Origin of the sequence: Desulfosporosinus sp. OT, from assembly GCF_000224515.1 — a bacterium.
GTDB lineage: Bacteria > Bacillota > Desulfitobacteriia > Desulfitobacteriales > Desulfitobacteriaceae > Desulfosporosinus.
On sequence record NZ_AGAF01000042.1, the window covers coordinates 1 to 13,599 of the forward strand.

A 13,599-nucleotide genomic window follows, 5' to 3' on the forward strand; every position below is an offset into this window, starting at 1 on the left:
ATCCTTCCTTTATTTGAATAGATGATTGTATTTGATAGATTTTCGAGAATTGTTTAAGGAAACTATAGAAATTTTGCTACCTAATATTACTGTGGATTAACAAGCACTTGCTCAAGCGTAACTGATAGCCCCCCATACAGACGTTTTCCACTCCAATAGGCTGTAAATTTCTTCAATTTCCATCTTATTATCTATTTCTCTTTATTGTTTGCTTTTCCTGCTGCGGAATTTAGCTCATTCTGTCGCATGAGAACAGATAAATGTTAATGCATTATTTGAAGCTCCAAACGTTAACATTAACCCCTACGCAACCATATCCCTATCTAGATAGTCATTAGAACGTCCCATCGCGGTTCTAGATAAAAACGTTCTTAATCTTGTAATTTCCTTTTAAATGCAACCTTTTAGTGTATTGTTTATGCGTCTCTTGAATTTCAAAAGGTTACCACAAATAACAAAGAGCCCCTTCGTCGGCATGCACCAGTCAGGGCTCCTAAGGAGCGGTTTATACTATGTGGATTATTCGCACAAACTCTTCTCCAATTCCTGCATCAACACATCTGCGGGGAAATATCGTCCTGGGCATTCTGTAGCAACCCTTGCTACATCCCGGTGCAGCTCAACGTCCTCGACCTCCAGTTTAAAAGCCCTCAAAAGCTGTGCCACTTTGTTGATAAGTCCCCTGAGTTGAGCCTCTGGTACTTCAGTCTCGCTAAAATTACCAACTAAACACACTCCGATCCCGCGAGATTTACGATGATCTTCGTTACGATTTGCTTCCACTTGGTATAAGTGCCGTCCGTTTTCACAGCTGCCATCCGGCATGATCACGAAGTGATAGCCAATATCGCCCCAGCCCTCACTTAGATGCCACTCCCGAATTATGTCCGCGTCAACAGGAACGTTTTTTCCTGAGCGACGGACTTCCGTAGGACTTGCCGAATGGTGGATCACTATCTTTTGCCAATTCACTCCCTTTCTACCCATTAACTTACCCTTTGCCCTTCCCTTCAGCTTTAGAACGGCAGCGACCTGGACAGGTTCCGAAATGCTTACATAGAATTCATTTAACTTTTTTTCAATTCGCATCAACAAAAAGGCTGTCACTACGATCGGAAAATAAAAGCCCACAAGTTTCAGCATCTCTTCCATGCAATTCCCTCTTTCGTGTCTTTCTCTACGAATAAATTAAACCAGTGTGATTAACCTCGGGAGGTTCTAGCAAGGAGATAGGCTGGGGGAGGAGGGAACTTACCGATCCTCCTCCAGCCTATCTGCATACTCTTCATCTTACCTCAAATTCGAAATCGTGGTTTGCTCTTCAAACTTCGTGCTCACCTAGTAACTTCCGCTCGCCCCGCTTACACTACTGGCAGATCATACAGGTCATCCGTTGTAGTATCCACGATCTTTACATCTCGTTTGGATACAAGCGCACCGCCGGACGTTAGAAAAATGTCCTTAGCGATGATTTGATCCATGACGGCCTCGATCTGAGCCGGCGTTAAATCCGCTTTAGGGTCCGGCAAGGTAATGCTTACCGCACTACCTAAGGCACTATTAAACGTCATCCGCAACACTTTTTTGCTGGAACTAGCCATCCTTTATTCCTCCTTTTCTTTAACCTGAATCATCGATTCAATATTACTACTCCGCTAAATCAACGCGATTGTCCCGTCGCACGCTGATTAATGGGTAGTTCTGAAGTCCATAAAGTGCTGTAGCCACATCATAGATATCCTGATCAGCAGCATCGGATCTTACATTCTGAAAGCTGCGCTGACGAAGGATGGGCGAACCAGTTGGGGTTAAACCCGTCTGAAATTTCACAACTAGCACGGTGTCTTTAGCACTGGCAATAACAGCCATCTTATTCACCTCCTTTCACTTTAAAACAAACGTTCTTAAAACTAAAAGCAGCTGGCTCCTGCCAACTGCTTTTGGGAGAGAAGGGTATGCACAAATCTCCAGGGCAGGTAGAGATTGTGCGAACCGTTCCCTGCCCGAGAACGTTTGTTCTATTTTGAGTATACTTGACGTGGAATATTATTGTCAATAGGTTCAACGATGATTGGTAATGAAGCGTTACTCGATCAAATCTCCCCAATAACCTCCAATAACCTCAGCAATTCGTTTGGCCCAAGTTGGACTCATTTGACGTTTGCCACGTTCCAGATCACTGATGATACTCGGCGAGATCCCGGTTTTTTCTGCTAGTTCCTTTTGGCTTCCAATGCCCGCTTTAAGACGGGCGTTTCTAATTTTATGACCCGCATAAATCACATGACCTCTTTTATTCAAGTCCTCATCTCCTCTAGAATTTAATATCTTCAAGTCATTTCGTGATATAATTTTTTCAAAGCTCACTAAAGACTCTCTACTGGATATCAAAACTCAACCGCACAGACAAGAACATATGTTTATTATACTTTATCCATATATTGGTTATGAAATATAACGAGCTATTGTGAGGCTCTAGTACAGAATATGTCTATAGTGGACAAAGTGTTACCCAGTAAGAGTATTAAAGCAACATTCTAACTGGGTAATTCATATTACTCGCTTCTTGTAAATGAAAGGCACCTTGTCAGTTAAGACGAATGTGATAATCTAGTGTGGAGCAACTAAAAAGGTGGATTAATTAATGGACTGTGATCTTTTGATAAAAAACGGGTTCATCATCGACGGTACAGGAAACCCGGGATTCTATAGTGACCTGGCGGTAAGCGAAGGGAAGATTGTGGAGATATCTTCCAAAATCGAATACAAAACGCCAAGAATTATCGATGCTTTAGGATTAATGGTATGTCCGGGTTTCATTGACCCTCACGTCCATGCAGAACTTACAGTTTTAACGAACGGCAAATTTGAAGAATTTCTGCGTCAGGGAGTTACGACTACGATTAATGGGAACTGTGGACATTCTATAACTCCCTATTCTTCTGATAATATCTACGAGTACATGGCCAAAAATGGGCTTATTTCGGTTGGGGCAAAAGGGAAAAATAAACGTTTCGTCCCTGCCTGGACTGATTTTTCAGGTTATATTGATGTTCTTAAAACCAAAGGTACCAACGTGAACATGGCATTCCTCTTAGGGCACGGCACTTTGAGATGGAGTGTTATGAGAGACTCAAAAAATCGAAAACTGACTGTTGAACAAGAAAAGGAAATCATTTATTTGATTGAAGAGGGCATGGAACAAGGAGCCTTAGGAATATCGACTGGCTTAGCCTATACCCCAAGTAAATATGCTGACACCGATGAAGTAATTAAACTAGCTAAGATAGCCAAAAAATATGATGGGATCTACACGTCTCATATCAGAAACTATATTGGCATCCTAGCAGCCGTTCAGGAAGCTATAAGAATCGGTGAAGCAGCAGACATAAGAGTTCAGGTTTCACATCTGACGCCGACTAGTCCTGAGGCTTTTGCCGAAATTCTTGCTGCCAGAGAAAGGGGGGTTGAAATAGCAGTCGATACAATTCCCAAGACCAGCGGCCACTTCAAGAAAAAGGATAGATTTCTCCAGTTTATAGCTTCAGCATCATCAAACCTCTTTGAACAAGGCCTAAACGGTTCACTAGAACCCTTCCAAATTCCCGAGGTCAGCCGAAAGCTTTTAAAAAAGATTAGGTTTAAGGATAGACTTTTGGTTATTAATACCGATGATCCTCAAATGGAAAATCGCACCTTGAAGGAGATTGCTTTAGCTAAAGAAAAGAATGTCGATGAGTTACTTCTCATGCTCTTAGAAAATGACAACAATAAACTAACCTTCTGTCAGGGTGGACTTAACCGATGGGATTTTCCTGGGACTCCTTACGCAGATGATATAGCCCATAATCCACTACTTATGGTAGGGTCAGATAGGATATTTGGAGATGTGGACGATCCCTCCGACTGGTATGAATTATTTAGAGACGGTGCATTTCCAATCTATTTTGATTTATGCAGACAAAAAGGTATAAGGTTAGAAGAGATTATCCGTAGGATAACTTCCCTCCCAGCACAACAATTCAGATTGAGTGATCGAGGCATAATCGCCAAGGGGAAAGCTGCAGATCTAACCTTAATTGATTTAGATAATTATTCTTATCCCTCTGACAAAGAAATTGATCATAAAGACCCCTTAACTATGGCAAGAGGGGTTAAATACACGATCGTTAATGGTCGAGTAACCTTAGATGACGGAAAGGTAAAGGAAATCAGAGCCGGTCAATTACTAGCGAAATATGGCAAAAACTTATAATAAGGTTAGTCCACAGTCTCGCTTCGCCCTTAGAAAAACCAATCACTGGTCTTGTCAAATTACTGTTTTCTATCACAGAACCAATACACAATGCATGGAGCAACGCTCTTCTGACAACATAAATTGCCAAAGCCGTGCTTAAATTATATATGTTCTTCTCGTGGGTTTTTTTCTATGTTACTTTATTGTTCCTATATCTTGGAAATGTCATTTTTAAGAATCATCCGTCTCTAAATAAAGAAAAACAAAGCAGGATTCAACGTATTTTGAATCCTGCTCTTTATTGAGTAAATCTGTCTGCTTTACCCACTAATCAACCGCTCCAAATAATCTGAGTAGTGGTTTAAACGCTCTTTGGGCCGTAGCTGAATGAGAGTAACATTCGTATCTTCAATGTCTTCGACCTCTGGTCCATGACTGGGGTGAAGAGCAATAACCCTGAGGGCCTTGGATACCCCGGCAGAATCATCAACATATTTCAGGGAATTAGAATAGTTTTGCAAAGTATTCATGTTTTTGGGACGATTCTCATCTTCCACTTTTTCATTGTTCCAGATGTTTAATCGTTTTCGGTATTTGGCATCCACAATGATCGACCCCGAGTAAACGTCGTTAGCAAAAACGTCAATCCTAATATCCGGCTTATAATTCGTCCCTTCCATGTAGAGAATGCGGTTGCTCCTCAACGCGCCGCGCTTTGCCCGGGCCATTTTCTCATTAAACAACACCGAAAGGCGAACCGAACCTTTCACCATTTCCACTAAAGTATTATCTTGTAGCACTGGAAAAACAAATTCCAGGCTTGCTTTGTGAGAATCATCGTAAATCCAGCCAGAAACCGGAGTATAACCTACCTGCTGCAAAGCGATGATCGTTTTAATGTAACACCAGTATTCGTATAAAACATCTGTCCGCTTCCATTGTACTTTAAAATCATGACACAAGGGCATTTGAAAATCCTGCGCCCTAAGCTGCTTCCACCAGGAGAATATTTTTTTGTACCGCCAATCCCTTTGAATTTTAAGCGAAAAATGATCAGAGCTAGTTAATGGTTTAAGCCGTTTAAACACTGGATTTTCTATATATTTTCGCACATAGAAAATCCCTTTTTGCATTTCTCGCTCCATTGCTTCAAGACTGACAATTTTAGCCTTCAAAGCACGTACTTCGTGGCTGGTCGATTTTTGAAGGACAACATAAGGAGTTCTTGTTTCAATTGCTCTCTGTTCTTCGATAATCGTACACCGAATCGCTCGCAAGACAGCCTCAAGTTGAGAAGAAACATAATGAAGGAAACCCAGAACCATCCGATTTTCAAGGGTATCGAAAGTAAAATGATCGATGACCCCCAAGATAACTTCAGGTTGAGTCACACTTTTTGCCGTCACGTTAGCGCGTCGCCCTTGAACAGATAACAACCAACGGTAAGACTTGGCATCCTGCTTACATTTCACGTTAGCCTTTACCTCTTGGTATTGCCGCTCCAAATACTGATCTGGGCGACGAGCTAAGTCTTCAATAGTTACTCCAAGCTCTTTAACCATGCGATTCAGAATCACAAACTCTGCCAGCACTATAGGGGGTAGTAAGCCCTTTTCTCTATAAAGTTTAATTCCATGACTCGTTCGAGTTTGATCATACGCAAGACCCTGAACCATTTCGTTCAGCTCGGAGCGCATCACATCAAGTTGGTCCTCCGTAATATTATTAGGTCTGACCCGAAGTGTGGCCTCTAGCGCATCATTAACTTCCCCTCTACGTTTCACGAAGATCATATAATCCGCAGGAATTAGTGGATAATCTTCATTCGTATCACTATAGAGAGAAAAGTGTTGTGTTCCAGGCCTTAAGCACGGAATTCCTTCTTCATCGAGATGCAGCTTTAAAGAATCATACGCATCTAATCCGTCGATATAGAGATAGTCATCCTCGTAGGCCGAGGTGAATGCTACATACAGGTTTTCTCGTTCGAAAACCTCGATAACGCAATCCTGAGTAACCGGATGTGAGATCTCTTGTCGGCCAATGAAAAAGATGACTGAAATCCCTGGATCTTCAGGATGCATAGCCATGATCCAAAAGCTCCTTTGCCTTTTTATGGCAGATTTCTCGCGAATAGCTAAACGTCGAAACTGCTTGATGTTTATCAAACAACTGTAAGATTTGACTTGTTGCCTGATCTCGCTCCGTATATTTTCCAAAGAGCTGTTCTAAGTCGCACTCGGGGCCTTTAAATTTGGTCATGATTCGTTGCACTAATTGCAAATCAAACGCCTTGCCGCGATCGAGAAGCCTTTGCCCCTCTACATTGCAAGGAATATTTTTTAAATATGAACCTATTTGGCGAATAATTCGATAACCGACAACCCGGTCTTTGTCTATTTTACGTAAGGCCGAGTTCAATTCATCCAGAAAGTCAATTTCAACATCAGTCAACCCGATCTCAGTCGGTGAATTGTTACACCATGAGGAGAAAACTTTGCCAGGAACAGGCGAGAGTTGAGCACGTTCTTCAGAAGGTTTTCCCGAAAGTTTGCCGGATGCTTTTTCTTCAAACATCGCCTTCCAGACGTGCAAAGACTCATAGATTTTGAGTCTAATAACATTTGACCGATCGAGAACCTTATCACTAAATTGAAATGAAGATTCGTCTATGTTTACCGTTCCAACAAAAAAGACATTGTTTCCAATGGGAACGCGTGGTGAGTATTCGTGCCGATTATACACCTCAGGCGCGAGTTTTTCACTGTATAACGTTAAGTAACGGTCTTCCGAAAGCTCCAAAATACTTAGAAATTGACTAAAGTAATGTTCTACCCGCGCCAAGTTCATCTCATCAAAACAAATAAGATAAAGTTTATCATCATTATCTTCTTTTGATGCTTCGATGAGCAAATCGACAAGGCCTGTTTCCGACGGTCGATAAACCTTATGAATAGCATCATAAAATCCGATCAGATCGGCATCATCATTCCAGTGCGGTCGAACCGGAATAAAAAGGAATTGTTTACGTTCTTCCCCTGCTTCATCGACTCCTGAGAGACCTAAAGCCCGCGCATAATTAATCACAAGCTGAGATTTCCCGACTCCAGACATTCCGGCTAAAACCACTAAAGCACCAGTTTTAATCGCGATGTGAAAGTTCACAAGGTCTTCCATATCATACACAAGATGATTCGACAAGGCTACTTGATTTAAATCATTGATAAACGTTTGTTCACCGCTATCCACTGCCTCTTGCGCTTCATAATCCGACATCTCAGTTTTTTGTTCCTCAGAAGGTTGTGTCATTTTATCCCCGCCTCCGCGAGGAACCGCAGTCGAAGTTATTTCTAATTCAGGGTTAACTATGCTTAAACTGACCAGATGTGGGCGATTTTCTGAGATTAAAGTTGTTTGAGTAGATGCGCCAAACCGCTTGATAAATTCCTCAGCAGGAAAGGGTTCTCCGAAGATCAAATGGTTGTTGATTTCATTTAAATCCTCATCAAGCAAGAACGCTAAATTCCCGCGTCTCAAAATTTTACTTTCGGGGATTTCCGCTGGAACACAAGTCACTTCTTCGCCTTCTGGACAATAAATACGCCAGTGTTGCCTCAGCTCCCCTAACCATCCGGACTTAGATCCGAAGAAATAATCATGGTAGCCAATGATCAAAGGGGGATCTTCTGGATATTGATACGATAGGAAATCTATCGAAGGGAGCTTCTCGTACAGGATCCTTTGCACACGCTCCACTGGAACGTCCTTCGCAATAATGGGTATCGGTGTAAATTGTGATGTGTAAGGATTAAATGTAATCGGCGTATCGTGAAAGTAAACATTTTTACCGTTGAAATATACTCTCTGGGTGTCCTTCTTTACAGCTTCCACGGTGAAGGAAAGAAGTCGACTTTTGAAGAATTCCCGAGCCCTTGACTTTCGGCTCTCGTTTATTTCGTACTGTCGAAAATGAGAGGTTGTCACCAATTCATCTGGAAATCCTGCCAACATTAGATCTTTACCCCAAATTGTAATTTGCCGTCTCCCGTCTAAAGCCTTATGTAGACTGTCTGGTAAGATGGAGATCATATCTACCTGCAAACGCAAAGACTGAGAGTTTATATCCACATCGATACTTTCAATGACTGGTTTTCCGATAATGACCGAATTCCAAATCCTGCTATCTCTAATCATGAACAGCCCTCCACTATATATTCAAAAGTTCATTGCACGGGATGTTCCAGTACCTAGCTATATCTCGTATTTCATCAAGTTTCTTAAGCTTCTTGTCATTCATTTTATAGAGCACAATTTCACAGGTGGACATTCGTCGTCTCGGACGTTTCCAATCAATTTCCATGGCCCATATAGGAATGATGCCTAAAGCATTGAGCCTAATATCTACATCATTATCACGTTCTGCAAAAATCAAGGCTTTTCGTCCCTGATATAAAGCAAGATCTATTTCACCACCTGACTCGCCCTTAACTTTCTGGAGTTCTCTCCGCAGAGGTTGCTCTTTTGTTTTTTGAGGTGCTAAGGTTTTTCTCTGCTCTAGCTTTTGTTTCAGTGCATCTATCTCTTTTTCTTTATCTAACCGTTCTTCTTCAAGTTCTTTTACCCTGTTACGATATTTCCCTGTTTCTTCTTTTTCTCTGACCCATTGAGATTTTAACGCTACCATTTCTATTTTAAGTTTCTCTAGTTGTCCTTTCGTTCTAAGCCCTTCTTCAATAGCTTTTCGCAACTTATTTTCTAAAGTCTTTATCCTTCTTTGAAGTTCTTCTGTTTCCTCTGTGATTTGTTCTTCAGAAGGGATCCTTAGGGTGGAAGTAACTACCGACTTTTCTTCTCTAGCTTCTATCATTTCGTCTGCCTCTCTAGCTTCTGTCATCGCTTCTGTATCTCTAGTTTTTATCGTTTCTTCTGTTGCTCTAGATTCTACCATTTCTTCTGCTGCTCTAGATTCTACCACTTCTTCTGCTGCTCTAGATTCTACCATTTCTTCTGCTGCTCTAGATTCTACCACTTCTTCTGCTGCTCTAGATTCTACCATTTCTTCTGTTGTTCTAGCTTCTACCATTTCTTCTGTTGTTCTAGCTTCTACCATTTCTTCTGTTGTTCTAGCTCCTACCATTTCTTCTGTTGTTCTAGCTTCTACCATCTCTTCTGCTACTCTAGCCTCTACCATCTCTTCTGTTGTTCTAGCTTCTACCATCTCTTCTGCTACTCTAGCTTCTACCATCTCTTCTGCTACTCTAGCCTCTACCATCTCTTCTGCTACTCTAGCCTCTACCATCTCTTCTGCTACTCTAGCCTCTACCATCTCTTCTGCTACTCTAGCCTCTACTATCTCTTCAGTTACTATAGCTTCTATTGACTCTTTTGCTTCTCTAACTTCGATGCTCTCTTTTTCTTCCTTAGCTTCTGTCGTCGCAGTGATATGGGCAACAAATGCTACACTATCTTCTTTTTCTTGTTCATTTTTTTGTTCAGCTTGGCAATATAATTCTTCCCCTAATGCCCTAATCTCTGGGTTAGAGCTCAAGGTGAACATGTATCCAACCTTAAAGCGTTCTTCTATAGGGACATCTGCAGGAGAAAACATCGTACTCACTTCTTCTGAGAATGTTTCTAACTCTTTTCTTAACTGTCTGTTGATTTCTTGCCAAACCTTGACTCTAGCCTCCGGTTTTCCTTTTGGTGGACACAGAATTTCCTGAATAATATCATTTTTTGTCAGCCTTATTCTTCGTTTTAATTTCTTTGCTAACTCCTTTAGAACATCTTCTGGGAGTCCATTTAGGATTCTCTCGGGGTCGTATTGAATGTTGTCCATTAAAATCCCTCCCTTAAATTAAGGCATGTTATAAATTTTCTTCATCCGTGCTCTAATTCCTTCCTAATGTCAAAAATATCTGGAAAATAACAGGAACCCTTTCCACTATAAGGGCATAGATTGTAACGAAGTTAATTGATAATGGTTATCCATTCACATAAGGAGGACTTAACATGTGCGGAATCGTTGGCTTGGTAAGTTGGGAACACGATCTTACTCTCCAAAAGGAAGTTTTAGTCCAAATGACTCAAACACTTATACCTAGAGGACCGGATGCAGAAGGCTACTGGATCTCACCTCGTGCTGCTTTTGGACACCGTCGGTTAGTTGTCGTTGACCCTCAAGGAGGTTGTCAACCGATGATTCGTCAGCGTAGTGAACATACGTTTACCCTCATCTATAACGGCGAGCTCTACAATACGTCAGAGATTCGTCAAGCACTCATGAGCCGCGGCTACCATTTTGAAGGGCATTCTGATACAGAAGCCGTACTTCTCTCGTACTTAGAATGGGGTCCCTCCTGCGTAGAACGTTTAAACGGAATTTTCGCCTTTGGAATCTGGGACAGTCAAGAACAGCAATTGTTTGTTGCGCGTGATCGCTTGGGAGTTAAGCCTCTTTTTTACAGCCAACGGAGTGGTTTAATTATTTTTGCTTCAGAACTTAAAGCTTTATTGCAGCACCCGGACATTTCTCCCATCATCGGGAAAGAAGGATTAGCTGAAGTTTTTCTCGTGGGCCCAGCACGTACTCCCGGAGTGGGTGTCTATGAAGGAATTTCCGAACTGAAACCAGGGCATATACTTTTATATTCTGCAAACGGTCTACAAATTCGCAGATATTGGGCCTTATCTAACGATATCCATAAAGATGATCTAGAAACGACGACCGCTAAGATCCGCGATCTCTTTCTCGATACCGTCAAGCGACAGTTGGTTTCAGACGTACCGATCGGAACCTTACTCTCTGGAGGGCTTGATTCAAGTGCCATTACAGCAATCGCTGCGCAATCCCTAGCTCAAGATGGCAAGGGCTCTCTACCGACCTTCTCTGTAGATTATATTGATAATGATAAATTCTTTCATGCCAATGACTTCCAACCCGGCGCAGATGGGCCATGGATTGAACGAGTGTCTCAAACTTTCGGAACCCAGCACACCAACATCCCATTTGATACCCCTGAACTCGTTGAAACTCTGAAAGCTGCAACACTTGCTCGCGATCTTCCAGGTATGGCTGATGTCGATGCTTCCTTGTTGCTCTTTTCACGGGAAATAAAGAAAAAAATCACGGTTGGTTTATCGGGTGAATGTGCCGATGAAGTGTTCGGCGGATACCCTTGGTTCCATCGTCCTGAGGCCCTCAACGCCCAAACCTTCCCCTGGGCTTTGCATGTAGAAAACCGTTTACAAGTACTGTCACCCGAACTCCTTGAACAACTACAACCCCATGACTATTTATCAAGACGTTATGAAGAAGCTCTGGCCGAAATCCCCAAGCTTCCAGGGACTTCCTCAGTTAATCACCAAGATAGTAGAACATTACAAGGCAATCCACAACGCGAAGCCCGCATCCGCGAAATTACCTACTTAACTTTAACCCGTTTCATGCCAACACTCCTTGATCGTAAAGACCGCATGACAATGGCTACTGGACTTGAGGTACGGGTTCCCTTCTGTGATCATCGCTTAGTTGAATACGCCTGGAACATCCCCTGGGAAATGAAAGCACTTGAAGGCAGGGAAAAAGGACTTCTCAGACGTGCTCTCAGCGGAATCTTACCCGACGATGTGCTTTGGCGTCGCAAAAGCCCCTATCCCAAAACGCATCATCCCAGTTATCTGATAGCTGTTCGCACCTGGCTTAGTGAAATCATCGAAGACAAAACCTCTCCGATTCTTCCCTTCGTTAATCTCCCAGCCCTTCGGGATCTTATGAAACTCTCAGATACCATCCCTTCTGGCCGGCCTTGGTTTGGGCAATTAATGGACATTCCGCAGCTCTTCGCCTACCTTATCCAAGTAAATTATTGGTTACTGGAAAATAAAATTCGCTTTTGCTAAATACTGATATTTCAATCCCTTAAGTGGCCTGCGAGCAAACGCCTCGCGGGCCACTACCTGAATTCAATTCAATCAACTATCAGCCTGCTTCATGTGTTTGAGGCACTTCTTTTCCTTTATTTTCGAGCGGCTTTCTAAGAACCTTAACCTTGGTAATTCTAAATCCAATCACCTCCATAACTTCAAAATGGAATCCATCAAAGTATACTTCATCCCCTTTTCCCGGCTTACGACCTAACCGGGAAAAGACATATCCCCCAATAGTCGAAACAGTTTCTTCTTCGAGTTGAATCTCTAGTAATTCTGAAACCTCTTCCATTAAAACCCGTCCATTAAGCACATATTCATTTTCCGCTAATTTTTGAATATCTGGCTGCTCCAGTTCAAATTCATCATAGATTTCTCCAACTAATTCCTCTAACATATCTTCAATCGTCACAAGCCCCGCTGAACCACCGAATTCATCCACAACAACAGCCATATGAGTTCGCTGGCTGCGCATTTTCTGGACAAGATGAGAAATCGGCATCCCCTCAGGAACGACTAGAATATCCCGCTTAATCTGCGTTATATCCTTAGTGTCATTTTGTTCCTGCAGTCGAAAAATGTCCCGCATATGTACTAGGCCGAGAACGTGGTCTTTATCATCATCACAAAGCAGATAACGCGTATGCCCATATTTTTTTAAAATATCAAGAATCTCCTCGAATGTGTCTTGAATAAAAATACACACCATATCTTGGCGCGGAATCATCACTTCACTGGCGATACGGTCTGAAAACTCGAACACATTATCCAAGAGTTTGCCTTCCATTTTATCCAAATAGCCGTGCTTTTGACTGGCATCGACCAACATCCGTAGTTCTTCTTCACTATGAGCTAGATCCGCCTCGTTGGCAGGTTCAACTCCCCAGATACGCAGCACAAGGTTAGCTACGTTATTCAGTGACCAAATGACCGGATAGAAAACCCAGTAGAAATCTTTCAAAAATCCCGCCGTCGCCAGGGCTATACTCTCTGCCTTTTGAATAGCCAATGATTTAGGGACAAGCTCGCCCAAAACAATATGCAGGAAGGAGATCAATACAAAAGCTATTGCTACCGCTATTGTTTCCGTGTAAACCGTACTCCAACCTGCCACACCCTTAAACAATGGTTCTATTAGACTCGCAACTGCGGGTTCTCCAAGCCAGCCTAAACCCAAGGAAGCAAGCGTAATCCCGAGCTGGCAGGCCGAAAGATAAGCATCTAGTTTTGAAGTAACTTCAAGGGCTATTTGTGCTTTGCGCGACCCATTCTCTGCGAGCTCAGCCAAACGAGTCTTCCGGACTTTAACCAATGAAAATTCCGCAGCTACGAAAACACCATTAATTCCAACCAATAATAACGCTATTATTACCTTAAAAGCACTCCAGAGCAGACCTTCGATGATTTACTCCTCCTTTAAATTTACAGAAAAC

General features: G+C 42.3%; 10 protein-coding genes. 2 read left to right on the top strand and 8 right to left on the bottom strand.

From position 1 onward, the window contains the following. Nucleotides 1-519 precede the first annotated feature (519 nt). The 4 genes from DOT_RS03365 to DOT_RS03380 all read right to left on the bottom strand — a co-directional run bounded on the left by DOT_RS03365 (nucleotide 520) and on the right by DOT_RS03380 (nucleotide 2,301). A complete protein-coding gene (locus tag DOT_RS03365; RefSeq protein ID WP_009614192.1) occupies nucleotides 520-1,152 on the bottom strand; it encodes an N-acetylmuramoyl-L-alanine amidase in 633 nt (210 codons plus the stop codon). 209 nt (nucleotides 1,153-1,361) lie between these two features. Continuing rightward, nucleotides 1,362-1,601 carry a DUF2922 domain-containing protein gene (locus DOT_RS03370; protein WP_009614194.1) on the bottom strand — a complete coding sequence of 80 codons (240 nt, stop codon included), beginning with the start codon at nucleotides 1,599-1,601 and terminating at the stop codon, nucleotides 1,362-1,364. Nucleotides 1,602-1,647: 46 nt separating this feature from the next. Further along, nucleotides 1,648-1,869: a DUF1659 domain-containing protein gene (locus DOT_RS03375; protein WP_009614196.1), complete on the bottom strand. Its 222-nt coding sequence runs from the start codon at nucleotides 1,867-1,869 to the stop codon at nucleotides 1,648-1,650. Nucleotides 1,870-2,085: 216 nt separating this feature from the next. After that, nucleotides 2,086-2,301, bottom strand: a complete 216-nt coding sequence (locus DOT_RS03380; protein ID WP_009614198.1) for a helix-turn-helix transcriptional regulator — start codon at nucleotides 2,299-2,301, stop codon at nucleotides 2,086-2,088. A gap of 343 nt (nucleotides 2,302-2,644) precedes the next feature. Between DOT_RS03380 and DOT_RS03385 the strand changes: the two genes are divergently transcribed. Beyond that, the gene (locus DOT_RS03385) at nucleotides 2,645-4,255 is read left to right on the top strand and encodes an amidohydrolase family protein (protein ID WP_009614200.1); all 1,611 of its coding nucleotides are present in this window, start codon (nucleotides 2,645-2,647) and stop codon (nucleotides 4,253-4,255) included. A gap of 302 nt (nucleotides 4,256-4,557) precedes the next feature. Here the strand turns inward: DOT_RS03385 and DOT_RS03390 are convergent, their stop codons facing one another. Genes DOT_RS03390 through DOT_RS03400 form a run of 3 tightly spaced genes read right to left on the bottom strand, consistent with a single transcriptional unit; the run spans nucleotide 4,558 to nucleotide 10,076 of the window. Further along, nucleotides 4,558-6,327 carry a DUF2357 domain-containing protein gene (locus tag DOT_RS03390; RefSeq protein WP_139024112.1) on the bottom strand — a complete coding sequence of 590 codons (1,770 nt, stop codon included), beginning with the start codon at nucleotides 6,325-6,327 and terminating at the stop codon, nucleotides 4,558-4,560. Next, on the bottom strand, nucleotides 6,311-8,431 hold the full coding sequence (locus DOT_RS03395; protein WP_009614206.1) for an ATPase AAA: 2,121 nt from the start codon (nucleotides 8,429-8,431) through the stop codon (nucleotides 6,311-6,313). The genes DOT_RS03390 and DOT_RS03395 overlap by 17 nt, the downstream gene beginning before the upstream one ends. 13 nt (nucleotides 8,432-8,444) lie before the next feature. Then, nucleotides 8,445-10,076, bottom strand: a complete 1,632-nt coding sequence (locus DOT_RS03400) for a hypothetical protein (RefSeq protein ID WP_009614207.1) — start codon at nucleotides 10,074-10,076, stop codon at nucleotides 8,445-8,447. A gap of 173 nt (nucleotides 10,077-10,249) precedes the next feature. Between DOT_RS03400 and asnB the strand changes: the two genes are divergently transcribed. Then, nucleotides 10,250-12,139: an asparagine synthase (glutamine-hydrolyzing) gene (asnB, locus tag DOT_RS03405; RefSeq protein WP_009614209.1), complete on the top strand. Its 1,890-nt coding sequence runs from the start codon at nucleotides 10,250-10,252 to the stop codon at nucleotides 12,137-12,139. 79 nt (nucleotides 12,140-12,218) lie between these two features. Here asnB and DOT_RS03410 read toward each other — a convergent pair whose 3' ends face one another. Beyond that, complete coding sequence (locus DOT_RS03410; RefSeq protein WP_282433425.1) at nucleotides 12,219-13,535, bottom strand: hemolysin family protein; 1,317 nt, start codon at nucleotides 13,533-13,535, stop codon at nucleotides 12,219-12,221. Nucleotides 13,536-13,599 lie beyond the last annotated feature (64 nt).

What these genes read in the sequence shown, in the direction of transcription:
- DOT_RS03365 (WP_009614192.1), bottom strand. Translation starts at nt 1,152, where the DNA reads ATGGAAGAGATGCTGAAACTTGTGGGCTTTTATTTTCCGATCGTAGTG.
- DOT_RS03370 (WP_009614194.1), bottom strand. Translation starts at nt 1,601, where the DNA reads ATGGCTAGTTCCAGCAAAAAAGTGTTGCGGATGACGTTTAATAGTGCC.
- DOT_RS03375 (WP_009614196.1), bottom strand. Translation starts at nt 1,869, where the DNA reads ATGGCTGTTATTGCCAGTGCTAAAGACACCGTGCTAGTTGTGAAATTT.
- DOT_RS03385 (WP_009614200.1), top strand. Translation starts at nt 2,645, where the DNA reads ATGGACTGTGATCTTTTGATAAAAAACGGGTTCATCATCGACGGTACA.
- DOT_RS03390 (WP_139024112.1), bottom strand. Translation starts at nt 6,327, where the DNA reads ATGGCTATGCATCCTGAAGATCCAGGGATTTCAGTCATCTTTTTCATT.
- DOT_RS03395 (WP_009614206.1), bottom strand. Translation starts at nt 8,431, where the DNA reads ATGATTAGAGATAGCAGGATTTGGAATTCGGTCATTATCGGAAAACCA.
- DOT_RS03400 (WP_009614207.1), bottom strand. Translation starts at nt 10,076, where the DNA reads ATGGACAACATTCAATACGACCCCGAGAGAATCCTAAATGGACTCCCA.
- asnB (WP_009614209.1), top strand. Translation starts at nt 10,250, where the DNA reads ATGTGCGGAATCGTTGGCTTGGTAAGTTGGGAACACGATCTTACTCTC.